The 25341-nt window shown below is 63.5% G+C and carries 20 protein-coding genes and 1 tRNA gene; 12 read left to right on the forward strand and 9 right to left on the reverse strand.

All coding sequences use genetic code 11. The features are described 5' to 3' along the window. Window positions 1–54: 54 nt before the first annotated feature. From RS897_RS34280 to RS897_RS34295, 4 genes are all read right to left on the reverse strand, one after another. On the reverse strand, window positions 55–2499 hold the full coding sequence (locus tag RS897_RS34280) for a penicillin acylase family protein (protein WP_315833102.1): 2445 nt from the start codon (window positions 2497–2499) through the stop codon (window positions 55–57). A gap of 807 nt (window positions 2500–3306) precedes the next feature. Beyond that, window positions 3307–4683 carry a glycosyltransferase family 4 protein gene (locus tag RS897_RS34285; protein ID WP_315833103.1) on the reverse strand — a complete coding sequence of 459 codons (1377 nt, stop codon included), beginning with the start codon at window positions 4681–4683 and terminating at the stop codon, window positions 3307–3309. Continuing rightward, window positions 4680–5417: an ABC transporter ATP-binding protein gene (locus tag RS897_RS34290; protein WP_315833104.1), complete on the reverse strand. Its 738-nt coding sequence runs from the start codon at window positions 5415–5417 to the stop codon at window positions 4680–4682. The genes RS897_RS34285 and RS897_RS34290 overlap by 4 nt, the downstream gene beginning before the upstream one ends. 2 nt (window positions 5418–5419) lie before the next feature. After that, complete coding sequence (locus RS897_RS34295) at window positions 5420–7354, reverse strand: glycosyltransferase (protein WP_315833105.1); 1935 nt, start codon at window positions 7352–7354, stop codon at window positions 5420–5422. A gap of 302 nt (window positions 7355–7656) precedes the next feature. Between RS897_RS34295 and RS897_RS34300 the strand changes: the two genes are divergently transcribed. Further along, the gene (locus RS897_RS34300) at window positions 7657–8526 is read left to right on the forward strand and encodes a DUF6502 family protein (protein WP_407654585.1); all 870 of its coding nucleotides are present in this window, start codon (window positions 7657–7659) and stop codon (window positions 8524–8526) included. After that, window positions 8523–9716, forward strand: a complete 1194-nt coding sequence (locus RS897_RS34305) for a hypothetical protein (protein WP_315833106.1) — start codon at window positions 8523–8525, stop codon at window positions 9714–9716. The genes RS897_RS34300 and RS897_RS34305 overlap by 4 nt, the downstream gene beginning before the upstream one ends. Before the next feature lie 154 nt (window positions 9717–9870). On the opposite strand, the gene RS897_RS34310 is transcribed toward RS897_RS34305, so the two are convergent. Next, window positions 9871–9944 (reverse strand) — tRNA-Gln (locus tag RS897_RS34310). A 465-nt stretch (window positions 9945–10409) separates the two neighbouring features. On the opposite strand from RS897_RS34310, the gene RS897_RS34315 reads away from it, so the two are divergent. The 10 genes from RS897_RS34315 to RS897_RS34360 all read left to right on the forward strand — a co-directional run bounded on the left by RS897_RS34315 (window position 10410) and on the right by RS897_RS34360 (window position 20572). Continuing rightward, window positions 10410–12167, forward strand: coding sequence for an ATP-binding protein (locus RS897_RS34315; RefSeq protein ID WP_315833107.1), 1758 nt, complete (start codon window positions 10410–10412; stop codon window positions 12165–12167). 93 nt (window positions 12168–12260) lie between these two features. After that, on the forward strand, window positions 12261–12842 hold the full coding sequence (locus tag RS897_RS34320; RefSeq protein WP_315833108.1) for a peroxidase-related enzyme: 582 nt from the start codon (window positions 12261–12263) through the stop codon (window positions 12840–12842). A 108-nt stretch (window positions 12843–12950) separates the two neighbouring features. Beyond that, window positions 12951–14339, forward strand: a complete 1389-nt coding sequence (locus RS897_RS34325; protein ID WP_315833109.1) for a DUF2252 domain-containing protein — start codon at window positions 12951–12953, stop codon at window positions 14337–14339. A gap of 153 nt (window positions 14340–14492) precedes the next feature. Next, entirely contained in the window at window positions 14493–14873 is a 381-nt protein-coding gene (locus RS897_RS34330; protein ID WP_315833110.1) for a hypothetical protein, read from the forward strand. Window positions 14874–15032: 159 nt separating this feature from the next. Next, window positions 15033–15314 carry an acyl carrier protein gene (locus tag RS897_RS34335; RefSeq protein WP_315838832.1) on the forward strand — a complete coding sequence of 94 codons (282 nt, stop codon included), beginning with the start codon at window positions 15033–15035 and terminating at the stop codon, window positions 15312–15314. A gap of 9 nt (window positions 15315–15323) precedes the next feature. Continuing rightward, window positions 15324–15797 carry a 3-hydroxyacyl-ACP dehydratase FabZ family protein gene (locus RS897_RS34340; RefSeq protein WP_315833111.1) on the forward strand — a complete coding sequence of 158 codons (474 nt, stop codon included), beginning with the start codon at window positions 15324–15326 and terminating at the stop codon, window positions 15795–15797. Further along, window positions 15790–16998, forward strand: coding sequence for a beta-ketoacyl-ACP synthase (locus RS897_RS34345; RefSeq protein ID WP_315833112.1), 1209 nt, complete (start codon window positions 15790–15792; stop codon window positions 16996–16998). The genes RS897_RS34340 and RS897_RS34345 overlap by 8 nt, the downstream gene beginning before the upstream one ends. Before the next feature lie 184 nt (window positions 16999–17182). After that, complete coding sequence (locus RS897_RS34350; protein WP_315833113.1) at window positions 17183–18463, forward strand: beta-ketoacyl-ACP synthase; 1281 nt, start codon at window positions 17183–17185, stop codon at window positions 18461–18463. Between the two features lie 154 nt (window positions 18464–18617). Then, the gene (locus RS897_RS34355; protein WP_315833114.1) at window positions 18618–19640 is read left to right on the forward strand and encodes a zinc-binding dehydrogenase; all 1023 of its coding nucleotides are present in this window, start codon (window positions 18618–18620) and stop codon (window positions 19638–19640) included. Beyond that, window positions 19640–20572, forward strand: a complete 933-nt coding sequence (locus tag RS897_RS34360; protein ID WP_315833115.1) for a lipid A biosynthesis lauroyl acyltransferase — start codon at window positions 19640–19642, stop codon at window positions 20570–20572. The genes RS897_RS34355 and RS897_RS34360 overlap by 1 nt, the downstream gene beginning before the upstream one ends. A 52-nt stretch (window positions 20573–20624) precedes the next feature. Here the strand turns inward: RS897_RS34360 and RS897_RS34365 are convergent, their stop codons facing one another. From RS897_RS34365 to RS897_RS34380, 4 genes are all read right to left on the reverse strand, one after another. After that, a complete protein-coding gene (locus RS897_RS34365) occupies window positions 20625–21716 on the reverse strand; it encodes a polyamine ABC transporter substrate-binding protein (protein WP_407654361.1) in 1092 nt (363 codons plus the stop codon). 10 nt (window positions 21717–21726) lie between these two features. Then, window positions 21727–22881, reverse strand: coding sequence for an aminotransferase (locus RS897_RS34370; RefSeq protein ID WP_315833116.1), 1155 nt, complete (start codon window positions 22879–22881; stop codon window positions 21727–21729). An 8-nt stretch (window positions 22882–22889) separates the two neighbouring features. Next, window positions 22890–23225, reverse strand: coding sequence for a rhodanese-like domain-containing protein (locus tag RS897_RS34375; protein WP_315833117.1), 336 nt, complete (start codon window positions 23223–23225; stop codon window positions 22890–22892). Window positions 23226–23387: 162 nt separating this feature from the next. Beyond that, entirely contained in the window at window positions 23388–25310 is a 1923-nt protein-coding gene (locus tag RS897_RS34380) for a potassium transporter Kup (protein ID WP_315833118.1), read from the reverse strand. Between the last annotated feature and the right edge of the window lie 31 nt (window positions 25311–25341).

The following is a 25341-nucleotide window of genomic DNA, read 5'->3' on the forward strand; positions in this document are numbered from 1 at the left end:
CAGGATTTGAGTCTGAATCGGGACTTAGCATGCCTTGGACAGGACCGACATGGTTCACCGCGGCGTCAAGGTGATCGCCTCCCCGGTCGCGGCTTCAACGGCCGTGCGGCTGTAGAGCAGCGGAACGTACTGGCCGGTCGCCCACAGCGGAGCAAGGTCGCGGTAGTGTCCGCTGAATGGATCGCCCGACTGCCCGGGGGTATTGATGGTGCGGCTGGCGTCCCAGTTGCCGACGTCGAGTACCATGCGGAACGAGGCCCCCGAGGTCAGCTGGTAATCGGAGCGGCGATAGGTGGCGGCGTGCGGCACGTTGGCGGCGCCGCCAAGCGCCAGCGGCCCAACCGACAGCTGCGGCGCCGTCGCCTTGTCCGCCAGCGGCATCAGCGCGTGATTGAATTGCGCCTTGTGCAGCTTGCCCCAGGCCCAGCCGGTCTCGTCCGGCCCCAATTTAGCGGCGACCTCGGCGACGGCGGTGGCGAGACTGTCGCGCAGAATACTATCGCGCGCCGCCGCAGGATCGGATCCGAGCGTGGCGTCGGGACGCTCGAGGAAACCGACCACCGCCGAGATGCTGGCGGGATCGGGCGCGATGATGTCGGCTGCTTTTGGCGCCGCCACCTTGACGACTGCCGCCCCGAGATGATTGGCAATCCACACTTCGAAGACGGCCGCAGCTGCGCTGTCCGCCGTGTCGCGCGCATCCCAGGCCTTCAACAAAGTGAGCGCCTTTTTAACATTGGCGTCGTCCGACGTCAGCGGCTTCAGCAGCGCGATGAGCCGCCGTGCCAGCATCGAGGTATCGTCGTTCTGCAGGTCCATCGCATCGGCCAGCGTCACCTTGTTGTTGGCCTTCAGCACCTCGACGATACGCTGCCAGCGCGCGCTATCCGCCCACTCGAACCCGACCTTGCGCTCAGCAACGGGATAGTTATCCGGCAGGTTCATCTGGTTCGCCGTGGCAAACCAGCCCTGCTCCGGACGGTAAACACGCGGCAGGTCGTCGAGCCCGAGAAAGCCCTGCCACTCGTAACGGCCGTCGCCAGGCACCGGCATCAGACCGTCGTAGTTGCCCCGTCGCGGCGTCTTCGCACCGGGCACCCAGCCGATATTGCCCTTCACGTCGGCATAGACCTGGTTCTCCGACGGCGCGCCCCAGCGCCGCATGGCGGTCAGAAAACCATTCCAGTCCTTTGCCGTCATGTAATCGGATGAACCGAAATAGGCCGACGTCCCCGGCTCGGACCAGACGGTGCGAACGGCGAACGCCCGCTTGTTCGCCTCGTCGACCAGCAGGACCGGGCCATGCCGGGTGAACTTGAGTTCGATGTCCCTCGGCGCCTCGCCCTTGACCTCCTCGGTCTCGCGAACGATGCGCATCGTCTCCCAGCCGTCGCGATAACGGTATTGGGTCAGATCCGCCGGATTGAGCTCATACACGTAGAGGTCTTCCTGATCGACGTTGAAGATCGTCAGGCCGAAGGCGATCGTCCCGTTATGACCGATGGATATTCCGGGAAGCGCCGGCTCGCCCGCGCCGATCACCGACAGCCCTGGGGCATTGAGGCCGACGATGTAGCGCAGCGACGGCACGCTGTGTTCGCGATGCGGGTCGTTGGCGAGAATGGGACGCCCGGTCGCGGTCCGCGACGGTGCCACCACCCAGTTGTTGGATCCGATGGTGTCGCGCTGCTGATCCGCCTCCGCGAGATACGTATCGGGATCATGCGCCAGGGCAGTCTTCTGGCCCGGGCCGGCGAATGCCACCGGCCGCGTCGCCAGGTCGTAGGGCGCGAGCACGTCCTTGGGAATGCTGCAGGGATCGAGCCCCTCGGGAATCTTCGTGGTCCATGCCGGCTCGAGCTTGACCCGCAACCGGTCCGCCTCAAGTCCGGCGGCGCAGGCCACCAGCGATCGCTTGACCTCGGAGGCAACGTTTCTGGTCAGTCCATGACTGCGAATGCGGACCACATCTTCCGGGGACCAGAGATCCGGCATCGTCCCGGCGATCTTGAACTCTACCGGCCGCGGACGCCGACCAGCCCGCACATCGGCAACGTAGGCGTTGATGCCGGCCACGAAGGCCTCGGTATAGGTCTTGGCTTTCGGTCCGTAGGCCGCCCACTCGGTGGTCATATCGCCCCGATAGAGAAACAGCCGTAGCGCCTTATCCTGCTCGACATAAGCCGGTCCAAAATCCCTGGCGAGCACTCCCAACCCACGCTTGCGCCAGAGGTCGATCTGCCAGAGACGGTCGCGGGCCGCGTTGAAACCTTGCAGGAAAAACAGGTCGTGCTCGTTGCCGGCATAGATATGAGGGATGCCCCAGACGTCGACCAGGATCTTGCCCGGCGCCCGCAGTCCGGCGACGCTGCTGGTCGACAGCCGCGCCGCCGACGACAAACCTTCCTGGTCGCGCGCCTCGGCACCAAACGCCAGAACGGCCGTGAAGGCCGTTGCCGACAATAGCCCTTGCACGGCCTGCTTCATCCGCTTGTTCATCTCGCTCCCCTTTTTTGCCGGCGTCTTTCCGAACACTGCACGCGGCAGCGCCCGAGACGATCCTGGTCGCGCGTCTCGATACGACCGCACGGTCCGGCGAGTTGCACGCTATCTGTGCAAGGTACCCCGCCGATCCGGAGCTTCAAACAGCATCAGCGCAGATGTGAGTTGCAGCTTTCGCCGGTGCCGCGACCTCGGTCGCCGGATCGTTTGGGAATGAACAGCAAGCACGAGCATCGACGCGTAGCCTGCGCATTCATCGCAAGCACAGGGGCGGCCCTATCCGCGAGAGCGATCAGGCGACCGTCGTCAACAACATCTTTGCATGGCCCCGTATGAATTTTGCAATTGTCGTGTATTGTTTGCGACGTGCATGTCGATTCTCGACTTGCATAGATTCGTTTAGCCACTTTTGGACTGACAGAGGACAACATGGCGAAGAAAGCGAAGAAGGCGAAGAAGGCAGCGAAAAAAGTAGCCAAGAAGAAAACCGCGAAGAAGAAGAAGTAGTTTCCTACTCAACGAACAAATCGCTGTTTTCCACTCGGCGACGTGCTGACGCGGGGCGATGGACTTAGGTTGGCTACAGGCCAGTTAGCCGTCGGCATCGTGCAGCAACGAACGGTAGAGCCGGATCTTCATGCAGATAACTGCATGAGGGTCCGGTTTTTCGTTGATGAGGCTAAGCCCGCTGCCCGAAGCGGTGTCCTCGTATGGGATGAGACCTGATTATATTTGAAGATCAGCGAGATAGCCCAACGCCTCCACCCAACGCTCCTGTTGTCCGGTGCAGTTGGCGTTTCGTTTCTATTGCGTCGCAAAGATGAGCTGATGCGTTCGGTCGCATGAGGCAAGGAAGTCGCGCCCCTGGGTCTGGTGACCATACCGCTTCATCAGCGTCGTGCGCTGCGCCACGATCTTCTCACGCCATTCCTGCTGGCGTGTGATCACACGCCCGACCGACTCGCAGATCGACCTGGTCGAGAATGGATCGAAATAATCGGCAAGATCACCCGCCACCTCGCGAAACACCGCAATATCCGAGCACAAGACCGGCGTGTTCGCGGCCAGCGCCTCGATGATCGGCACACCAAAGCCTTCGGCAAAGCTCGGCATGATCACCCCATACGCGTCGGCGATCAGCGCCGCCTTCTCCCGCTCGTCGAGGTATCCAGTGTACCTGACATTGGGTGGCAACTGGTGTGTGACCTTGGTGCCGCCGGTGTAGCCGATCACGAAGAGGTCGGCGTTCGGAAGCGACTTGAAGGCCTGGATCACGCCGTGAAGGTTTTTTCTGTGCTCAGCCGACACGATGACGACGAAACTCGGCCGGACTGGTTCGTTACGGCCGGCGACCGACCGTGGCCGCGGCACCTCGAAACGGGTGCGCGGATAAACCACCCGCGACGGCAGATGTGCGAACTGAGGCAGCAGCTCGGCGAAGCGATCCCGGGTGTAGCGGGATACGAAGCGCAGTTCATCGGCTTGGCGCAGGCTTGTGATCAGTCGCAGCATGTAGATCCGTGTCGCGACATCGCTCAGCTTCAGGTCGGTGACCGGCAACAGATCGTGAACAACACAAACGACCTTGGTGTTCGGCCCGCGCCGGATTGTTACCCGCGTCGGCGCATCGATCAGCACGACGTCGTAGTTGCGCCCGTCCACCTGTGGCGGCGGCAAGTTCGCAACCGAGGATAGGCCCTGATGGCTGTAGATACCGGATTCGAGCTGGAATGCCTTGAACAGCTCGAGATGGCGCAGGTCTGCCGGCACATAATCGAACCCGCCTGCGCTGTTCTCGATCAGGCGGACCGGACGGCGAAACAGGCCGATCGACCGCAGCACTGACATCGCGAGATCGAGCGAGGCCGCCGCGCGTGCCCGCCTCATGACCCAGTCGATGCTTTGCCGCAGCGGGCTTAGCACCCCGCGCTCGCTCATGTCGTTCTCGTCAAGAAACCGGTAGAGGGCGAGCAATTCCACCAGACGTGACCCCGGCGGGAACAGCCGCACGCGATCCTGCTGGCGCTTCAGTTTGCGATAGCGCCGCGTCGTCTCGACGACCAGCGTCAGGCGATGGCCGTCGGCCTGCAGCGAGCGGACCAACTCGCGCGTGAAGTGAAAAATTCCGCGCTTGTGGTTCGGCTCCCCAAGGGATTCGCTGACGACAAGGATGTTCTTCATGCTCGCATCTCTTTCAATAATAATAAATCCGCTCCACGGTCGACATGCGTCGTCTGCGCAATGCGGCCATGATCGAGTTTGATGATGCTGGTGCAGATCCGGCGCAGCAGCGCGTGATCGTGCGAGGCGATGACCACGATCCCCGCCATCGAGATCAGCTTCCGCAGCCGCTGTTCGGCCTTGGCCGAGAACTTCTCGTCGACCACGCTGAGCCACTCGTCGAGCAGCAAAATGTCGGCGGGCAATGCGGTGGCCGTCGCAAACAACACGCGCATCAGCATACCCGAAGAGAACGTGCGCAGCGGTACGCGCCGCATGCGCTCATCGATCTCGGTAAAGGCCCAGATGTCATCGACGATCTTTGGCGTCGGCGTGCGACCACTGATGCGCAGCAGCAGGCGAATGTTCTCCTCCGCGGCAAAATCGAGATTGGCGCCGACGTTGAGGCCCAGCAGCGGCATGACATGCCCGGCGAGCGAGACGCTGCCACTTGTCGGCGGATAGACCCTGGCGATCAGGCGCAGCAATGTCGACTTGCCGGAGCCATTCGGTCCCTGGAGCCCGATCCGCGCGCCGACGTCGGCGCGAAACGAAATATGCTCCAGCGCGCGCACGACCCGCATCTCGCTCTCCTGCTTGAGAAGGCGTCCCAGCAGCCGGCGTTTCAGCAGGAAGTCGTAGGTGCCGTAGATCGGATAATCCAGGCAAACATCATGCAGTTGCAGATGTGTCATGGTCAGATCCAGAACACGGCTTTGCGCAACCGCGCGACGGCCACAACGCTGGCGATCGCCAGGATTGCTGCGAAGACAAGGACATAGACCACGCTCATGATATCGACGTGCCCGGTCGCCAGCGGGTCGCGCCAGACTGCGAACAGATGCGTCAACGGATTGAGGCGCAATACGATCGATCCGTGGCTGATGAAGTCAGTGGTCCAGATGATCGGAGCCGACAGGAACGCCAGTGTCAGAGACGATTCGATGATTGGTTTCAGGTCGCGGTAGCGGGTTGCGAGTGCCCCCAGCACCAGGCCGAGCCCGAGCGTGCAACCGATAAAAAGCACGAGACCCGGCATCGCGGCCAGCAGGTGCGCGGACCCGTGCCGCGCCAGCAGCAGCCAGAGCACGACCGGTACGCAAAGATTGTGCAGCGCGAACAGCCCCTGGCGGAATACGCATTGCAACAGGAAGATGATTGGCGGCAGGGCGCGATCCTTGATCAGACTGCCCGCCCCCTGCAATGCGCCGGTCGCGTCGAGCACCACGCCGCTCAGGAACGTCCATGCCGTCAGGCTGACCGCCAGCATCGGCAGCCGCTCGGCCGTGCCGGTATCGGACATCTGGCCGATCACGGAACCGAGCACCATCACCATGACCGCCATCTGCAGCGACATCCAGAACGGGCCGAGGATCGATCGGACATAACGATGACGCATGTCGGACCAGGCGAGCGTCGCCGCGACCCGGATCGAACTCGGCATCGCATGATCCTGACGGCTGGCTGGTTTGTGGCGCGCCGCATGGTCCGCGATCGCTCGGCGATAGACCGTATCGATCCCTTCCCGGAAGGTATCGACCGAGTAGACCGACCGTGCTCGCAGTCGGCCGGCGCGGCCCATGCGGTCACGCAGCTCTGCATCGTCCGCCAGGGTGTTGAGGGCCTCGGCGAGGCCCTCGTGATCGCCCGGCAGCACCGTGATCGCCTCGATCCCGTCGCGCGCGATCAGTGGAACCGCGGTCGCGAGTGACGTATTGACGATCGGAAGCCCCGCGGCCATCGCCTCGAGCTGGGCGAGACCGAACGTTTCCGCAGAAGTGACCGACGGCAAAACGAAGACGTCGGCCTTGGCCATCAGTTGCACGAGTTCGTCGTCGGGCACACAACCGAGCAACCGGACCCGCTCACCGAGGCCAAGGGTGCTGACCAATTGCTCAAGCCGCTCGCGCTCACGTCCCTCGCCCACGATCCAGACATCGAAGGTCTGGCCCGCGGCGGCGCGCAGCAGCACGTCGAAGCCCTTGTAGGGAACGAGCCGGCCGCAGGCGAGCACCACCGTCGGGTGCCGGGCGCGATCCTCACGTTCGCTGTCGCGCGCAAGCGCCGGCCGATCGTATGTCGAGGTGTCGATGCCAAACGGGACGACATGGACCTTGTCCGCGAACTCCCGCAACAGCGGCGTCTTGCGCAACAAAACGGCGTCAGAGACGATGATGGCCTCAGCACGCCGTAGCGTCCGGCGCATCAGCGGCTCAACCAGCGGACGCAGCGTGGCATGCGTGACGATGTCGGCATGCCAGTGCACCACCAGCGGGCACCTGCGACCAAAACCCAGCGCAAACACCAGATCGGCAAGCGGAAACGGTGCATGGAGCGCGCACAGATCGTGCCTCGCGATCCGCCGCCACAGCGACAGCGGATAGGTCGGCGCCAGCGGCATCGACAGGAGATCGCCGAACGACCGGACGCGCTCGACGGAAACGTCGTCCACTACGATGTGGCGGGGCTCCTTCGAACGCGAGCAAACCAGTGCTGCAAAGGCAAACCGGTTCTTCAGCCCGGCACAGATGTCACGGATCACCGTGAGCGTCCCGCCGAACAGGTCTGGATAATAGATCTTGAAGACGTGCAGAACCGAGGGGCGCCGGCGCAAGTCATGGATCGTTGTCATTGGCGATTTTCTGCTCAGCCGACCAACAGGGCGATGTCGTACGAGGCGACGATCAGCGAGAAAATGGCGGCGCTGCACAGCAGCGTCAGCAGAGCTGCACGCAACACCGCTTCGATCATCGGACTGTCGCCAATGTCAGCGCCGGGCTGAACGACGGGGTTCTCGGAACAACGGAACGGTCGACCCATGGGCGGGCTCTCCTCGTGTTTGGATGGCGCCAACCATATACGTGGGAAATTTTCACACGTCAACTGAGGTGGGATTGTATCCCACGCACGCCGATGCTAGAGATTGCCCTCATGATGGGCACGCCTCCCCGAGCTCCGAGGCCTGCATCGCCTCCCCCGATCGCCGCGCAGAATCTGCAGAGACCACTCGCGCGCCTGTTGCGGCCGCTGGTCAGGCTGTGCATTCGCGGCGGCATGACGTTTCCGACGCTGGCACAGCTTCTGCGCGAGCTCTATGTCAACGTCGCCGAACACGATTTCGTCCTGGACAAGAAGGAGCAGACCGACAGCCGCGTCACCCTGCTCACCGGTATCCACCGCAAGGAGGTAGCGCGGCTGCGTGGCGCAGGCGCCCCGGTCAATGAAACGCCCCCTGCTCTGTCCCGCACCAGCGCGATCATCGCCCGCTGGATTGCCGCGCCGGAATTTACTGGCCCCGATGGAAATCCGCTGCCGCTGCCGCGCACGGCTGGTGACGACGCGCCTTCGTTCGAATCGCTCGTTACCTCGATCACCAAGGACGTGCGTCCGCGCGCGGTTCTCGACGAATGGCTCGACCGCAATCTCGTCACGCTGAATGAAAACGACGAGATCGTGCTGGTGGATGCCGGCTTCGTCCCGCGCGGCGACGATGATCGCAAGTGGCACTATCTCGGCCGCAATCTTCACGATCACATCGCCGCCGCGGTCGACAACGTGTCGACCGCAACGCCACGTTTTCTCGAGCGCGCGGTTCACTACGACGGAATTTCGCAAAAGCTGGCGGCGCGGCTGGAGATTCGATCCCGCGAACTGGCGATGGAGGCGTTGAAGACCCTCAACCGTGAGGCCAACCGCGCGCTCGCCAAGGACGAAGGCGGCAACTGCCGATGGAATTTCGGCGTGTATATCTACCGCGAAACTGCCGACACCCCGCCCCGTGACGACAGAGACGCCCAATCATGACCAAGCGGCCGATCGTCTCGCGCAGGGCATTGCTGGCGGGACTCTCCTGGCTGATCACGCCTGGAGCGTGGGCTCAGACCCGGGGCAATGATCACGGGATCGGCGGCACCGGCGTCTCCTCCGCAACCTCGGGGGATCACGGCATTGGCGGGACCGGCATTGTCGGAGTGATCCAGCGCTTCGGCAGCATTTTCGTCAACGGCGAGCGGATCGGCTACGCGCCTGACGTGCCGGTGCGAATCGACGATCAGCCCGCCACAGCGAAAGCGCTGCGGATCGGACAGGTGGCACGCACGGTGGCAACACGCGGGGTCAACGGATCGCTGACCACCCGCGCCATCAATGTGGTCTCCGAGGTCGCGGGACCAATCGACGCGGTCCGCAAAGGCGAGATCACCGTGCTCGGACAACGCGTGCTGTGGAACGGCCGCGCGGACTGGCTGCGCCCCGGCACTGAGGTCGCGGTGTTCGGCCTGCGCCAGACCAGCGGCACCATTGTCGCGAGCCTGGTCGATCGACGCCAGGATGCGACCCCGCATGTGGCTGGCGTGCTGGAGCGCGATGCCGATGGCCTGCACATCGGCGCCCTGCGGCTCGGCGGCATGACTGGCGCCCTGGTCGGTCGGCGTGTCTGGGTCGAGGGACGCACCACGCAAGGTGTGATGCAGGTGTCGCGCGCGAGTGTTGATGACCTGTCCGATCTTGCCGGTGCCAACCGCCTGCTGATCGAAACCTACGCGCGGCGCGACGGCGACAGCCTGCGGCTCGGTTCGGGTTATGTCGCGCGCAACGCCTCACGCTACCAGCCAGCGACCGGCGGCGAAGCACGCTTGGTGATCTCTGCCGTCCGTGATGGTGCGCAGGGTCTGCAGATCGACACGGTGCGCTCCGCCCGTCAGAACGCGGGCTCGCCTTCCGGCACAACGCCGGGCAGCGGGACTGGCCGCGGCCCCGTTACGGCGCCCAATACACCGGGACACTCCCCCGGTGGCGCGCGCGGACCGGATAACTCCGCTGCACCACGAGGACCTGGCGGCTCCAGCGGACCAAGTGATTCCGGTGGGGCTGGCGGGCCTGGTGGTCCAGGGGGGCCTTTCGGACCCGGCGGGACCGGCGGCCCTGGGGGACCCGGCGGCATGGGCGGTGGCGGATTCGGCGGCGGGGGAATGGGTGGCGGTGGCCGGCGTTAGCCCCATCCATCCGCGAATCGCGCAGTAGCGATGCGCGCCGATGTATCCGATCGGCGACATTCCGGCACGCGCCGCACACAACGAGCCGCAAAGCAGCGACCTGCGTCACAGAAGCAAATGGGAAAGTGCGCTTGTTTCACTCAGCCGTTCAGGCTGGCTGGGGAACTAGGATTCGAACCTAGACAGGCAGAGTCAGAGTCTGCAGTCCTACCATTAGACGATTCCCCAACAGTAGCTGATCCGGCGGCTAAACCGCCTGATGCGGAGAATAACCTCCGCCTCAGCAAACGAAGCGTCTTGGCGCCCGATATAGAGTGCTCGAACGCTGCGGTCTACCCCACTTGTCGCCAGAAATTCGGTTCTGCCGATCGAATATGACAATGACCGCCGATTGGCCCGCGCCGAGATTTTGCAGACGAGATCTCGTGGCTCCAGCGCCATCGGTCCGTCGCACTCTATTATGGTGAATGGGGCGTTAAGCCCGCGGGGAACCTGCCCGGCCCTGGCTTTCCGGCGGTCAGAATTTACCTTTGAGAACAACATATTACCAAACCCGCCGCGATATTGGACGGAAAATCCACCGCAGGTTGCAGGGCGGTACCACCGAGGGTGGGGCCAAAGCTTAACATTTTGTCCAAACACCCCCTCCATAGTTGATCCAGAGATAAACAATAAAGAATACTGGTTCTTTCGATGCTGAGTTCGGCTCCCGCTGCGCAATTCGGGCGCGTCATTCTGGTCCGCGGGTCGCAAGCCCGAGTCGGTCTGCTCGCGGCGAGCCAAATGGGATTGGCCGAGGTGCGCGCCACGGTCGGGCGCTTCATCAGCATCCGCTGCGCCGGCTCCGCCATCGTTGCCATCGTCACGGAAGTCTCCTCTGAACATCTGCCGCCGGGCAGCCCTTACATGGCGGTCGCGTCGGTCGACCTGCTGGGCGAAATTCTCGGGAGCGGATCGTCACAGCGCTTCCAGCGCGGCGTCACCAGTTATCCCACCATCGGGGATTCCGCCGAGCTGACCACCAACCAGGAACTGCGGACGATCTACACGCCGGCCCGCTCCGACCACATCAATGTGGGAACGCTGCAGCAGGATCCGACCGTCATGGCCTATATCGACGTCGAGGAAATGCTCAACAAGCATTTCGCGGTGCTCGGTTCGACCGGCGTCGGCAAATCCAGCGGCGTATCACTGCTTCTCAACGAGATCCTGCTGGCGCGACCGAACCTGCGGGTATTCCTGCTCGACGTGCACAACGAATACGGCCGCTGCTTTGGCAGCCGCGCTTTGGTGCTCAACCCGCGCAACCTGAAACTGCCGTTCTGGCTGTTCAATTTCGAGGAGATCGTCGACGTCTTTTTCGGTGGGCGCCCAGGCGTGCCGGAAGAGCTCGAAATTCTCTCCGAGGTCATTCCCCTCGCCAAGGCGCTCTACACCCAGTACCAGAATTCCGACCGGCTCGGCCTGAAGCGGGTCGATCCCAAGACCGTGGGATACACCGTCGATACACCGGTGCCCTATCGCCTGGTCGACCTGATCGCCCAGATCGACGAGCGCATGGGCAAGCTGGAAAACCGCTCCAGCCGCATCATCTACCACAAGCTGCTGTCGCGCATCGAGACGGTCAAGAACGATCCGCGTTACGCCTTCATGTTCGACAATGCCAATGTCGGCGGCGACACCATGGCTGACGTCATCAGCCACCTGTTCCGGATGCCGGCCAACGGCAAGCCGATGACGATCATGCAGCTTGCGGGCTTCCCCGCCGAAGTCGTCGATTCGGTGGTGTCGGTGGTCTGCCGGATGGCGTTCGACTTCGGGCTGTGGAGCGACGGCGCCTCCCCCATGCTGTTCGTGTGCGAGGAAGCCCACCGCTACGCGTCAGCCGATCGCAGCATCGGCTTCGGACCGACACGCAAGGCGGTGTCGCGCATCGCCAAGGAAGGCCGCAAATACGGGGTTTATCTGGCGCTGATCACGCAGCGGCCGGCCGAACTCGACGCCACCATCATCTCCCAGTGCAGCACGCTGTTTGCGATGCGCATGGCCAACGACCGCGACCAGGCGCTGTTGCGTTCCGCAGTGTCGGATGCCGCCGCAAACCTGCTGTCGTTCGTGCCCTCGCTTGGCACCCGCGAGGTGCTGGCTTTCGGTGAAGGCGTGGCGCTGCCGACACGGCTGCGCTTCAAGGAAGTTCCACCGCATCAATTGCCCCGCAGCGAGGCAACGATTGCAACCGTTCCCACCTCCAGCCGCGGTCAGGACCTTCACTTCGTCACCACGGTGCTGGAGCGCTGGCGCGGCGCCACATCCGCCCGCGAAGTCCCCAACGATCCCGGCTTCCTCGAGAAGCCGCAATTGCAGCCGCGGACGGCGGACGCTCCGATGCTGCAGCCGTCGATGGGATTCGATCCCGACCGCTTCCAACTGCTGAAGAAACCCCTGCGCTGAGCTCTCCACGGTCGGAGCTATCCGGCGCGGCCGTCCTCGATTATCGTGATTCCCAGTCTGCCGGTGGTTTCGCCGGTACAATGGATCACAATCATGACACAGACCGAGACCAGCCGCTTTCCGATTCCCCAGCTCGAAACGCTGCCCGACGATATCCGCACGCGCATCCTCACAGTGCAGGAGAAGTCCGGCTTCGTGCCCAACGTCTTCATGGTACTGGCGCAGCGGCCGGAAGAGTTTCGCGCGTTCTTTGCCTACCACGACACGCTGATGGACAAGGATACCGGCCTCAGCAAGGCCGAGCGGGAAATGATCGTGGTCGCGACCAGCGCGGTCAACCAGTGCCTGTACTGCGTGATCGCACACGGCGCGGTGCTGCGCATCCGCGCGAAGAAGCCGCTGCTGGCCGACCAGATCGCCGTCAACTACCGCAAGGCTGATATCACCGCGCGGCAGAAAGCGATGCTGGACTTCGCGGTGAAGATCACCACGGAGTCGCACAAGGTCGGCGAACCGGATTTTGCCGCGCTGGCCGGGCACGGTCTCAGCAATGACGAGATCTGGGACATTGCCGCGATCTCGGCGTTCTTCGGCATGTCAAACCGCATCGCCAATTTCAGCAACATGATGCCGAACGACGAGTTCTACACCTTGGGACGACTGCCAAAGGCCTGACGCAGCCGCCGGCCGGCCGATCACAATTTGCTGACAATGGCGGCAGCCGGGTTTGGCAGCTTCGCACAAGCGTGCCTATGATGCGGGCCTTTGATCGAGGGATTTGCCATGACCGATACATCAAGCTCTCGCGCCGAACGGTTCAAGCTGGGCAAGGCGCTCCGCCGCAAGACGCCGCGTGAAGCGCATGCGCACCTGAAAGTGCCGCTGTCGCGCAATGCCGTGGCGATCCTGGCCGAGAGCGACCCCGATCGTGTGCCGGAGCTGGTCCCGGAACGTTATGCGCGCATGTCGGCCAACCCGTTCGCATTCCTGCGTGGAGCAGCTGCCGTCATGGCGACGGACCTCGCCGCGCAGCCGATGGCTGGACTTCCGGTGCAGGCGGGCGGCGACAGCCACCTGATGAACTTCGGCGCCTTCGTCACGCCGGAGAACAACATCCTGTTCGACGTCAACGATTTCGACGAGACATTGCCCGGCGTCGACTTCACCGTCGACCTGAAGCGCCTCGCCGCCAGCGTCGCGGTTGCGGCGCTCGGCTCGGATCTGTCACGCAAGGAAGCCCGCTCGCTCGCGGCCGCGACCGTCGGATCCTATCGGTTGCATATGACCAAACTGGCGAAACTGTCCCCGCTGGAAATATGGCACAGCCGGATCGACCTCGAACAGGAGATCGGCCGGATCGGCAATGGCGACCTGCGACGCAAGCTCAGTGTCGTGATCGCGAAGGCGCGCGGCGAAGGCCTGTCGAAGGACGACAATTTTCCGCATCTGGTCAGTGGCGATACGCCAAGGATCATCGACAAGCCGCCGACCATCTTCCATCTCGATCCGAAGGCCGACGCGAAGCATCGGCTCGGCGTCGACCGGGTGTTCGCCGCCTATCGCAAGAGCCTCAATCCAGCGGTGTTGCGGCTGCTCGACCGCTTCACCCTCAAGGACGTCGCCTTCAAGGCAGTGGGCGTCGGGTCCGTCGGAACGTTCTGCTGCATCGGCCTGTTCATGACGGGTGACGACGAACCGCTGTTCCTTCAGATCAAGCAGGCTCAGGCGTCGGTGCTGGAGCGACTCGGCGGCAAGCTCGGCTATAAAGGGAACCAGGGTCGCCGCGTGGTGCAGGGGCAGCAGATGATGCAGGCCGCCAGCGACTTCTTTCTCGGTGCAACGCAGGACGACGACACCGGCCGCCAGTTTTATATCCGGACGTTGAAGAATCGCAGGCTCGGCGGCATCAGCGAACTCAGCGAAGGCGAAGCGCTTTCGGACTATGCCCAGCTCTGCGGCCGCACCCTCGCACGTGCCCACGCACGTTCCGGCGATCCCACAGGAATCGCGGGCTACATGGGCCGAAGCGAGGCGCTCGACGATGCGATCGCATCGTTCGCGATGGCCTATGCCGACCAGACGATTCTCGATCATGCCGCTCTTCTGAAGGCAAAAGCTCCGGCAAAAACCGGCAAGAAAAAGAGCACGACCAAGAAAGCAAAGGCGGCTTAGCTTAGCGGGCGATTCCGACGCCGGCCGGGTTCCCGGAAACGTGTCTGAATGTGGCGCCATCGCAGGCCACATTCGCGCTATTCGGGCTTCCAATGCATGGCGCCGCGGCGCTATGCTGGCTGCAGAGACATCTCCCTTTGCAGGCCTCCGTTGATGCCAAGCCAGCAGCCGATCATGACGAGTGGCGAACACCGCGTCATCAAGTTCAGGCCGCGGACGCTGGCGAAACCTCCCGGTGATGGGCGAGCGGCGGTCCAGGACAACGTATCACCCCACAGCCTGCGGCGCGGGCCGGACGATCTCTCGCGGTTTCGGCGTCCGCTCGACGGCGAGGTCGACGACTATCGGCACCGCATGGTCATGAACATTGCGGCGCTGGCGTTCACGCTGGTGCTGACCGGCATCGGCGTCTGGCTGGCGACCACCATCGCCGACATGCGCCGGACCCAGGACTGCGTGCTGGTCGGCCGTCGTGATTGCGCCAAGATTCCCCCTCCCCAGGCCTTCCCGCCCCGGTCCGCCGAAAGCATCTGAAAGGGCTTGTGGGCGAACCCGGCTGGCATTGAACTCGGAGCGGCGCTCCGATATACGGGCATTCGACTTTTCACCGGCGGGTTGCGCCCCGCCCGGGACGGGATTCCCTGCGACCTGCCGATCGACGGCATTTCTCGCAAATATATCAAAGGCTTAACGATGACCGCCACATTCGACCAGGTCGCCACCATCATCGCTGAGACCTGCGATATCCCCCGCGACACGATCACCCCTGAGAGTCACGCGATCGACGATCTCGGCATCGACAGTCTCGATTTCCTCGACATCGCCTTTGCCATCGACAAGGCGTTCGGCATCAAGCTGCCACTGGAAAAGTGGACGCAGGAGGTCAACGACGGCAAGGCTACGACCGAGCAGTACTTCGTCCTGAAGAACCTCAGCGCGCGCATCGACGAATTGGTCGCCGCCAAGGGCGCGTAACGCCCCGCCATGAATCTCGAATATTTTCAGCTGATCGACCGCATCGCCGCCATCAATGTCGGTGAGCGGACGATCACGGTCGACGCCCAGGTCCCGCAGACCAGCACGATTTTCGAAGGTCATTTTCCCGGCTATCCCCTGATGCCGGGCGTGCTTCTGATCGAAGCGATGGCTCAGACGTCGGGCTGGCTGTTGATCGCGATGCTGAAGTTTGAGCGGATGCCGTTCCTGGCGGCCGTCAAGGAAGCCAAGATGCGGACCTTCATTGCGCCGGGCGAAGCGCTCAAGATCGAAGCCCGTGTCGCGCACGAGGGCTCCGGGTTTGCCGTCACCGAGGCGAAGATCTCGGTCGACGGCAAGCTCAAGTGCAATGCAACCCTGACATTCCGGCACGTTCCCTTCCCACATCCCGATTTGCGTGCCCACATGGAAGTCATGGCGACCAAGATCGGATTCCCGAAGCAGGCAATCGCGAATGGCTGACACTCCCTCCTCTCCGACGACGCCGCAACGCGAAGCCTGGGTCACCGGCATCGGCATCGCGTCGTCGCTTGGCATCGGGCTGGATGCGCATTGGGAGGCGTTAAGCGAGCGACGCGTCAATGTCGACGAAACCGGCTTTGCGCCGTATGTCGTCCACCCGATGGTCCCGATCGCGTTCGACACGCAGATCCCGAAAAAGGGCGACCAGCGCCAGATGGAAGCCTGGCAGCGCATCGGCACCTATGCGGCGGGCCTCGCCCTGGATTCCGCAGGCGTCAAAGGCAACAGCGATATCCTGTCGAAGACCGACATGATCGTCGCCGCCGGCGGCGGCGAGCGCGACTTGGCTGTCGACAGCGCCATTCTCAATGCCCAGGCGCAGGGCAATGCCGCACCCGGCTTTCTCAACGAACGGCTGATGAACGATTTGCGCCCGACGCTGTTTCTGGCGCAGCTCTCCAATCTGCTTGCCGGCAACATCGCCATCGTCCATGGCGTCACCGGCTCGTCCCGCACCTTCATGGGCGAGGAAGCGGCGGGCGTCGATGCCGCGCGAATCGCGCTGGCGCGCATTGCCGCAGGACAAAGCGACATCGCCCTGATCGGCGCCGCCCACAATGGCGAGCGCAAGGATCTCTTGATGCTCTACGAGTTCGGCGACTTCAACCTGAAGGACAAATATCAGCCGGTCTGGGAGCGCGGTGACAATCCGGGTTTTGCGCTGGGATCCGTCGGCGTGTTCTTGGTCATCGAAGCGAAGGAGCACGCGCAGGCGCGCGGCGCCAAGCCGTTCGCCCGGCTGACCAGCGTGGCCGCCGACCGCGCCCGCCGCAAGGACGGCGCGGTGAAACAGACCCTCGAATCGCTGTGGACCAAGCTCGGCCCCGCCAAGAACAACGTCGCCGTCATCACCGGCGCGACCGGCGCCGAGCCGGTCACCTCGGAAGAGCGTGCGTTTCTCCGGAGCCGTGAAACGATTCCCGTGCGCGCCACCAACACGATGTTCGGGCACACGCTGGAAGCGCAGTTTCCGCTCGGCCTCGCGCTTGCGGCGTTGTCGTTGTCGCGCGGCGAGATGTTTCCGCCGAACGATTCGAGCGGGCTCGAGATTGAAATCCCCGGTGCGCCTGACCAGATAGTGGTCGTCGGCACCGGCCATTGGCGCGGCGAAGGCATGGCACTGCTCGAAGCCATCCGCTGACTAGTACCGCCGATCTGAAGTTCCTGCACCACTTGCCGCAAACTCATCCCAGGAACTTCAGATCGAAAAGCGGTACTAGAAACATAGACTTGCTAGTGCCCCTGATGCATCCGAAGTTCGTGTCAGAGAGTGCTGCGATGTATCACGAACTTCGGATGCGGGGCACTAGTGTACGGAGGGGACGATGACATCCAAGCGTGACAGTTTCGGCAGGCCGATTGTCGTAGTAACCGGCATCGGCGTCGTGACGTCGCTCGGCGCGGGCAAGGCCGACAACTGGTCGAAACTGGTCGCAGGGCAGTCCGGAATTCGCACCATCACCCGCTTCCCGACCGACGGCCTGAAGACCACCATGGCCGGAACCATCGACTTCGTCCCGGTCGACCCGTTTTCCTCCACCGACCTCTCGGAACGTCTCGCCGACATCGTCACCGAGGAAGCGATCGCGCAGGCCGGCATCGGGACCAAGGGCGACTTTCCCGGCCCGCTGTTTCTGGCGGTTGCCCCCGTCGAAGTCGAATGGCCGCAGCGGCAGGAATTGGCCAAGTCCACCGGCACCACGTCGGATATCAACTACGATACCCTGCTGAAGGTCTGCGGCGGCGGCCAGTTCACCGGCTATCATCGCCGCTTCCTGTTCGGATCGGTTGCCGATCATCTCGCCGAGACCTTCGGCACCAAGGGCTCGCCGATTTCGCTGTCCACCGCATGTGCCTCGGGCGCCACCGCGATCCAGCTCGGCGTCGAAGCGATCCGCCGCGGCGAAGCTGATGCTGCGCTGTGCGTCGCCACCGACGGCTCGGTCAACCCGGAAGCCCTGATCCGGTTTTCGCTGCTCTCCGCTCTCTCCACCCAGAACGATCCGCCGCACGGCGCGGTCAAGCCGTTCTCCAAGAACCGCGACGGCTTTGTGATGGCGGAAGGCGCAGGCGCCCTGGTGCTCGAAAGCTACGAGGCTGCGACCGCGCGCGGCGCCAAGATCCTCGGCGTCGTCGCCGGCTGCGGCGAGCTTGCGGATTCGTTCCATCGCACCCGATCGTCGCCGGACGGCAAGCCCATCATCGGCTGCGTGCGCAATGCGCTGACGGACGCCGGCATGGTGGCGGAACAGATCGACTACATCAATGCCCATGGCACCGGGACGCCTGAAAACGACAAGATGGAATATCTCGGGGTCGCTACTGTTTTCGGTGATCGCACCAAGAGCGTTCCGGTGTCCTCGAACAAGTCGATGATCGGCCACACCCTGTCGGCGGCCGGCGCGGTGGAAGCAGTGTTTTCGCTGCTGACACTTGCCCACCAGCGCATTCCCCCGACCATCAATTACGATGTTCCCGATCCGGCCATTGCGTTCGACGTGGTTCCGAACAAGGCTCGCGACGCCCGCGTCACGGCAGTGATGTCCAACTCCTTCGGTTTCGGCGGGCAGAACGCCTCCCTGATCCTGACCGGCGAGCCGGCCTGAGCTCCAACGCGACTTCCGCAGGCCCCTCGGACGCCCCGGAAGCCCGCTCGGCTCCCGGCTTGGCCGGTTGACGCAGCACCCCGGACGGGTGATACGCAGGGCAGCCATTTCGCGGCTGTTTTCGGCCCCGAATCCCCTTTTTCAGGACGTCACAATGCGCGCGCTCACCCTCGTTGCCGACCGCCAGTTGATCGTGGCGGACATGGCGCCCCCGGCCTCACCCGGTCCCGGCGAAGTCCAGATCAGGGTTAGCGCCGTTGCCCTCAACCACATCGACGTCTTTGGCTATCGCGGCATGGCCTTCGCCAAGCGCAAGCTGCCGCTCGCCGTGGGCGCCGAGGCGTCGGGCGAGATCGCCGCCATCGGCGACGGCGTCACCCGCTTCAGGGTCGGGCAACCGGTCGTGATGTACGGCGCGCTGACCTGCGGCGTCTGCAAGGCCTGCCGCGAAGGCCGCGACAATCTCTGCGAGAATGTCGGGGGCATCATGGGCTTCCATGTCGACGGCTTCGCCCGCGAACTGCTGAACATGCCCGAACGGCTGGTGATCCCGGTGCCGGACGGCGTCAGCGCCCGCGACGCGGCCTGCGCGCCGATTGCGTTCTCCACGGTGCAGCACATGCTGTTCGACAACGCCAAGCTGGAGCCCGGCGAAACCGTGCTGGTGCAGGCCGGCGGCTCCGGCATCGGCACGGTCGCCATCATGATGGCGAAGGCGATCGGCTGCACCGTGATCACCACCGTCGGCGACGATTCCAAGATCGAAGGCGTCAAGGCGCTGGGCGCCGATCACGTCATCAACTATCGCAAGGATCGCTTCGAGCACGAGACCCGCAAGATCACCAAAAAGAAGGGCGTCGACGTGGTGTTCGAGCACGTCGGTGCGGACACCTTCAACGGCTCCCTGCTGACCATGAAGCGGGGCGGACGGCTCGTCACCTGCGGCGCGACCTCCGGACCGACCACCACCCTCAATCTGATGCAGCTGTTCCAGCAGCAATACCGCATCATCGGTTCGTTCGGAGCATCGATCCGCAACATCGCGGAAAGCCTCGACAAGATGGCCGCCGGCATGAAGCCGGTGATCGACACCGACGTGCCGCTGGACGACGTTGCCGCCGCGCTGAAGCGGATGGAAAGCCGGCAGGTGTTCGGCAAGATCATCGTTCAGTTTTGATGCTGCGGCTGTTTCTCCGCACGCGAGCCCTGCTCCGCGACGCCATCAAGCCCGCGGTTGAGGCCGTGGTCGGTGCGCTCGTGGTCGGACTGCTCAGCGCGACGCGCTATTTCGATGCGGAGCGCACCGCCAACGCGTTTGCGCGGATCACCCGCACCATCGGTCCCTACCTCAGCGAACACAAGATCGGCCGCACCAATCTCACCGCGGCGTTTCCCGAAAAATCAGCCGACGAAATCGAGGCCATCCTGCGCGGCGTGTGGGAAAACCTCGGCCGCGTCGGCGCGGAGTTCGCCCATCTCGATCACATCTGGGATTTCGATCCGGATTATCCGGGTCGCGGCCGGATCGAGTTGGCTCCAGGCACGAGGGAGCTTTTCGACAAGCTGCGCACCGACGGCAAGGGCGCGCTGATTTTTGCGTCCCACCTGGCCAACTGGGAGTTGCCGGCGCTCGCCGCTCCCGCTTACGGCATGCCATCCGCCGTGCTGTTTCGCCGGCCCAACATCGCCGCCGCCGACCGCGCCATCCAGAATATGCGTGCCGTCAACATGGGCACCATGATCGCGACCACCGCCGACGCGCCGCTGCGGCTCGCGCACGCGCTCGATGACGGCGTGCATGTCGGCATGCTGGTGGATCAGCATTTCAGCCGCGGCGTCGACGTCACCTTTTTCGGACGCAAGGCCAAGACCAATCCGTTGCTGGCACGGCTGGCGCGCCAGATCGATGCGCCGATCCATGGCGTGCGCATCATCCGCCTGCCCGGCTACCGCTTTCGCGCGGAACTCTGCGACGAGGTGATTCCGCCACGGGATGCGTCGGGCAAGGTCGACGTGCAGGGCACGATGCAGGCGGTCACCTCGGTGATCGAGGGCTGGGTGCGCGAACATCCCGAGCAATGGCTGTGGCTGCACCGCCGCTGGCGGTGAGCTGCTTGTCGTTCTATTGTTGACGCGTTTTCTCCACGACAACGCTACGCTATCAGCGCCCGGTCTTCACCCGTGTCCACAGCCGGTTGATGACACGCTGGACCGCCGGGTCGCGGGCCGTTATCACGAACAGCTTCTGCAGCGTCGCCTCGTCTGGATAGACGGTCGGATCGTTGAAGATCTTCGGATCGAGCAGCTTCTGGCTCGCCAGATTGCCGTTGGCATAGGACAGGAAATCGGAATTCTTCGCCGCCACGTCGGGGCGGTACAGGTAATTGATCAACTCGTAGGCTTCCGCGACGTTCTTCGCGTCGGCCGGAATGGCCAGATTGTCGAAGAACATCTGCGCGCCCTCCTTCGGGATCGCGTAGCCGATCTCGACGCCATTGTTGGCCTCGGCCGCCCGGCTCTGCGCTTGCTTGATGTCGCCGGACCAGCCGACCACGAAGCAGATTTCACCGGTCGCCAGCGCGCTCAGATACTCCGACGAATGGAATTTGCGAACATACGGCCGAACCTTGCCGACGACCTCGGCCGCCTTTTCCAGATCGGCTTGCGCCTGCGAATTGGGATCAAGCCCGAGATAATTCAGCGCCGCCGGCAGGATGTCGTCGGCCGAATCCAGCATGTGGATGCCGCAATCCTTGAATTTCGCCAGATTTTCCGGGCGAAACACGATGTCCCAGGAGTCGATCTTGGCGTCGGGACCGAGAATGGTGCGCACGGCCTTCGCGTTGTAGCCGATGCCGGTGGTGCCCCACATATAGTTGGCTGCGTAGGTGTTGCCGGGGTCGTACACCGCGAGCCGCCCCGTCACCACCGGCCATGCGTTGGCGAGATTGGGCAGCTTCGACCGGTCGAGCTTCTGGAAGATGTTGGCCTTGATCTGGCGCTGCAGGAAATAAGCCGTCGGCACCACCACGTCATAGCCGGACTTGCCGGCAAGCAGCCGCGTCTCCAGCGTCTCGTTGGCATCGAAGGTGTCGTAGACCACCTTGATGCCGGTCTCCTTGGTGAACGCGTCGAGCACCCCCGGTGCCATGTAGTTCGACCAGTTGTAGAAGTTGACCACGCGCTCCTGGGCCTGTGCGGAACACGACGCCACGATCGCAACCGCCACAATCCACCAAGTCTTCAAGCGCACGCCCCTCTCCTCAACCGCCTCGCACGGCGCGCGACAATCGCTCGAGCGCCGTGTCGATGGTGGAATCCTTTTTCGAAAAACAGAACCGCGCCACGGACGTCACGGGATCGTCCTCATAGAAGGCCGACACCGGGATGGCGGCGACCTTGTAGTCCGCGACCAATCGCCGGCAGAACTGTTCGTCGGTCTCGTTGAGGCCGAGCGGCGACAGGTCGACATTGAGGAAGTATGTTCCCTGCGATTTCAGCACCGGGAAACCCAGGCTCGACAGTCCCTCACTCAGCCGGTCGCGGCTGCGCGCCAGCTCCGCGCGCATGCTGAAGAAATAATCATCGGATTTGCCGAGACCGTAGGCCACCGCGACCTGCAGATTGGGCGGCGTGGTGAAGGTCAGGAACTGATGCGATTTCGCCAGCACGCGCAGCAGTGGCGGCGCGGCGCAGACAAAGCCGATTTTCCAGCCGGTCAGCGAAAAGATCTTGCCTGCGGAGCCGATTTTCACGGTGCGATCGCGCATGCCGGGAATACTGATCAGCGGGATGTGCTCGCGCCCGTCGAAAATGACGTGCTCCCAGACCTCGTCGCAAATCGCGATCAGGTTGAACTCCTGGCAGATGCGTGCCAGCAACTCCAGGTCCTCGCGCGGATAGACCACGGCGGAGGGATTGAGTGGGTTGTTGAAAATCAGGAACTTGGTTTTCGGCGTGATCGCGGCCCGCAGCGCCTCTTCGGGAATCCGCCAGTGCGGCGGCTCCAGCCGCACGAACTTTGGCACGCCACCGGCGCAGCGGATCAGGGGAATGTAGGCGTCATAGGCCGGCGGAAACACGATGACTTCGTCGCCACGCTGCACCAGCCCCAGGATGGCGCCCGCCACCGCTTCGGTTGCGCCCGAGGTCACCAGCACCTCGCTCATCGGATCGAGCGTCACACCATGCCAGTGGCCGTAATGCGTGGCGATGGCCTGCCGCAACTCGGGAATGCCCATCATCGACGGGTATTGATTGTAGCCGTCGAGCACGGCTTCCGCCGCTTTGCGGCGGATATCTTCCGGTCCCGCGTCGTCGGGAAAACCCTGGCCGAGATTGATGGCGTTGTGGTCGCGCGCGAGCTGCGACATCGCCTCGAAGATCGTGACCGGAAGGTCCGCGAAAACCGGATTCATGGCGCCGTTCAGCCGCCCGTCTTGGTGGGCAGGCCTGCGGCTTTCCAGGCCAGGATGCCGCCTTCCAGATGCGAGTCATAAGCCAGGCCATCGGCTTGCGCCGCCAGCGATGCAGTCACCGAGCGGCGGCCAGAGCGACAGGCGAACACCACGGTCTTTCCCTGCGGATCGGGAATGTCGGCGGGATCAAACGAGGACAGCGGCAACACCACCGCGTCCGGATAGGCCTCCGCGGCAACCTCGTTCGGTTCGCGCACATCGATCAAGAGGTAACGTCCGTCGGCAATACCGGCCGCAACGTCGGTTGCGGTCAAATCATGGACGCGATGGGCTTGGTCCGACACGCGGGCCTCCTTGAAATATTTCTGTTGTCGGCATGACGATCGAGGGAACGGTATTCCACCGTTCCGGATCGGGTGTCAGGCACCGCCAAAGTCTCTTGTTACGAGCGAAAAATCAAGCGGCGGAAAGGGTTTAAAGACAAAAGCCGCCCGCTGCCCGAGCAACTAGATCGACACTTGAGTTCCCACCTCGACCACCCGGCCGGTGGGAATCTGGAAGTAGTCGGTGGCGTCGTTGGCGGAGCGGCTCAGTGCGATGAATAGATGATCCTGCCAGCGCGGCATGCCGGACTGCGCTGCCGGCTTCAGCGCCCGGCGGGACAGGAAGAACGAGGTCGACATGATGTCGAACTGCCAGCCGAGCTTGCGGGCGATCGCCAGCGCCTTTGGAACGTTCGGCGATTCCATGAAGCCGAAGCGCAGAGCGACCCTCGTGAACGTCGCGCTGACTTCTTCCAGCCGCACCCGCTCGGAAATATCGATGCGCGGCGTCGATGCCGTTTCGATGGTCAGAATGACGTTCTTCTCGTGCAGCACCTTGTAGTGCTTCAGGCTGTGCATCAGCGCGGTCGGCGCGCTGTTGGGGTCGCTGGTCAGAAACACCGCGGTGCCGGAGACCCGCTGCGGTGGCCGTTTTTCCAGCATCGCCACGAGATCAGCCAGCGGCAGTTCGAGCTTGCGCGATTTCTCGAACAGCAGCCGGCTGCCGCGCCGCCATGTGTACATCAGCAGCATCACCAGTCCGCCCAGCGCCAACGGCACCCAGCCACCCTCGAACACCTTCAGCAGGTTGGCGCCGAGGAAGATCAGGTCGAGCAGCAGAAACGGTACGATGAGCGCGGCCGCTGCCAGCATCGACCAGCGCCAGACCTTCCAGATCACGACAAATCCCATCAACGCGGTCACCACCATGGTGCCGGTCACCGCGATGCCGTAGGCCGACGCCAGCGCGCTGGACGAGCGGAACAGCGCCACCAGCAGGACCACACTGATCAGCAGCAGCGTGTTGACCCGTGGAATGTAGATCTGTCCGGCGTGGCTCTCGGAGGTGTGGCGGATCTCGAAGCGCGGCAACAGACCGAGCTGAATCGCCTGGCGGGTCAGCGAATAGGCGCCGGTGATCACGGCCTGGCTCGCAATTACAGTGGCCATCGTTGCCATCGCCACCATCGGCAGCAGCGCCCAGTCCGGAAACATCAGATAGAAGGGATTTTCCAGCGCCTTCGGATTGCCGATCACCAGGGCGCCCTGCCCGAGATAATTCAGCGCCAGCGACGGCAGCACAATATAGAGCCACGCGGTCTGGATCGGCCGCTTGCCGAAATGACCGAGATCGGCATAGAGCGCTTCGCCCCCGGTCACCGCGAGAAACACCGCGCCAAGCGTCACCAGCCCGATCACACCGTGATGCAGCATGAAGGTGACTGCATGGACCGGATTGAAGGCGCCGAGCACCTCCGGATGCCTGGCGATATGCGGCAGCGCCGCCACCGCGATCACCACGAACCAGACCACCATGATCGGTCCGAAAAAAGTGGCAACCCGGGCGGTTCCCCGTGACTGCACGGCGAACAACGCGAACAGGATCACCAGGGTCAGCGGCACGACATAGGGGTCGAAGGCGGAGGTCGCGATCTTGATGCCTTCGATGGCGGACAGCACGGACAGTGCGGGCGTGATGACGGCATCGCCATAGAACAACGCACCGCTGATGATGCCGAGAAGCACGATGATGCTGCTGCGGCCGGACAAGGCGCGCTGGGCCAGCGCCATCAGGGCCAGCGTTCCGCCCTCGCCGTTGTTGTCGGCCCGCATCAGGATGAGAACGTATTTCAGCGTGACCACGACAATCAGCGCCCAGAGGATCAGCGACAGCACCCCCATCACCGCGTGGGGTGTCACGCCATCCATGCTGGCCGCAGCTGTCGCGGCCTCCCTGAAGGCATAGAGCGGGCTGGTGCCGATATCGCCATACACCACCCCGATGCTGCCCAGCATCAGCGCCCCGAAACTGGCGGTGGAATGGCTTTCGCCATGGCCATTCGCCGCCGGCGGTTCCGCGGCGGTCGCTGCGACCTCGGGTTGCATGAAGGACGGACCTCAAATTGCTACGCTGCAC

This window comes from Bradyrhizobium prioriisuperbiae, from assembly GCF_032397745.1.
In the GTDB taxonomy this organism is placed as follows: Bacteria; Pseudomonadota; Alphaproteobacteria; order Rhizobiales; family Xanthobacteraceae; genus Bradyrhizobium_A; species Bradyrhizobium_A prioriisuperbiae.

Bases quoted from the DNA above. Each gene is read 5' to 3' on its own strand.
- RS897_RS34330 (WP_315833110.1), top strand. From the start codon at position 14,493: ATGCCAAGCCAGCAGCCGATCATGACGAGTGGCGAACACCGCGTCATC.
- RS897_RS34380 (WP_315833118.1), bottom strand. From the start codon at position 25,310: ATGCAACCCGAGGTCGCAGCGACCGCCGCGGAACCGCCGGCGGCGAAT.
- RS897_RS34355 (WP_315833114.1), top strand. From the start codon at position 18,618: ATGCGCGCGCTCACCCTCGTTGCCGACCGCCAGTTGATCGTGGCGGAC.
- RS897_RS34305 (WP_315833106.1), top strand. From the start codon at position 8,523: ATGACCAAGCGGCCGATCGTCTCGCGCAGGGCATTGCTGGCGGGACTC.
- RS897_RS34350 (WP_315833113.1), top strand. From the start codon at position 17,183: ATGACATCCAAGCGTGACAGTTTCGGCAGGCCGATTGTCGTAGTAACC.
- RS897_RS34325 (WP_315833109.1), top strand. From the start codon at position 12,951: ATGACCGATACATCAAGCTCTCGCGCCGAACGGTTCAAGCTGGGCAAG.
- RS897_RS34370 (WP_315833116.1), bottom strand. From the start codon at position 22,881: ATGAATCCGGTTTTCGCGGACCTTCCGGTCACGATCTTCGAGGCGATG.
- RS897_RS34285 (WP_315833103.1), bottom strand. From the start codon at position 4,683: ATGAAGAACATCCTTGTCGTCAGCGAATCCCTTGGGGAGCCGAACCAC.
- RS897_RS34280 (WP_315833102.1), bottom strand. From the start codon at position 2,499: ATGAACAAGCGGATGAAGCAGGCCGTGCAAGGGCTATTGTCGGCAACG.
- RS897_RS34320 (WP_315833108.1), top strand. From the start codon at position 12,261: ATGACACAGACCGAGACCAGCCGCTTTCCGATTCCCCAGCTCGAAACG.
- RS897_RS34315 (WP_315833107.1), top strand. From the start codon at position 10,410: ATGCTGAGTTCGGCTCCCGCTGCGCAATTCGGGCGCGTCATTCTGGTC.
- RS897_RS34290 (WP_315833104.1), bottom strand. From the start codon at position 5,417: ATGACACATCTGCAACTGCATGATGTTTGCCTGGATTATCCGATCTAC.
- RS897_RS34295 (WP_315833105.1), bottom strand. From the start codon at position 7,354: ATGACAACGATCCATGACTTGCGCCGGCGCCCCTCGGTTCTGCACGTC.
- RS897_RS34345 (WP_315833112.1), top strand. From the start codon at position 15,790: ATGGCTGACACTCCCTCCTCTCCGACGACGCCGCAACGCGAAGCCTGG.
- RS897_RS34335 (WP_315838832.1), top strand. From the start codon at position 15,033: ATGACCGCCACATTCGACCAGGTCGCCACCATCATCGCTGAGACCTGC.
- RS897_RS34300 (WP_407654585.1), top strand. From the start codon at position 7,657: ATGGGCACGCCTCCCCGAGCTCCGAGGCCTGCATCGCCTCCCCCGATC.
- RS897_RS34360 (WP_315833115.1), top strand. From the start codon at position 19,640: ATGCTGCGGCTGTTTCTCCGCACGCGAGCCCTGCTCCGCGACGCCATC.
- RS897_RS34340 (WP_315833111.1), top strand. From the start codon at position 15,324: ATGAATCTCGAATATTTTCAGCTGATCGACCGCATCGCCGCCATCAAT.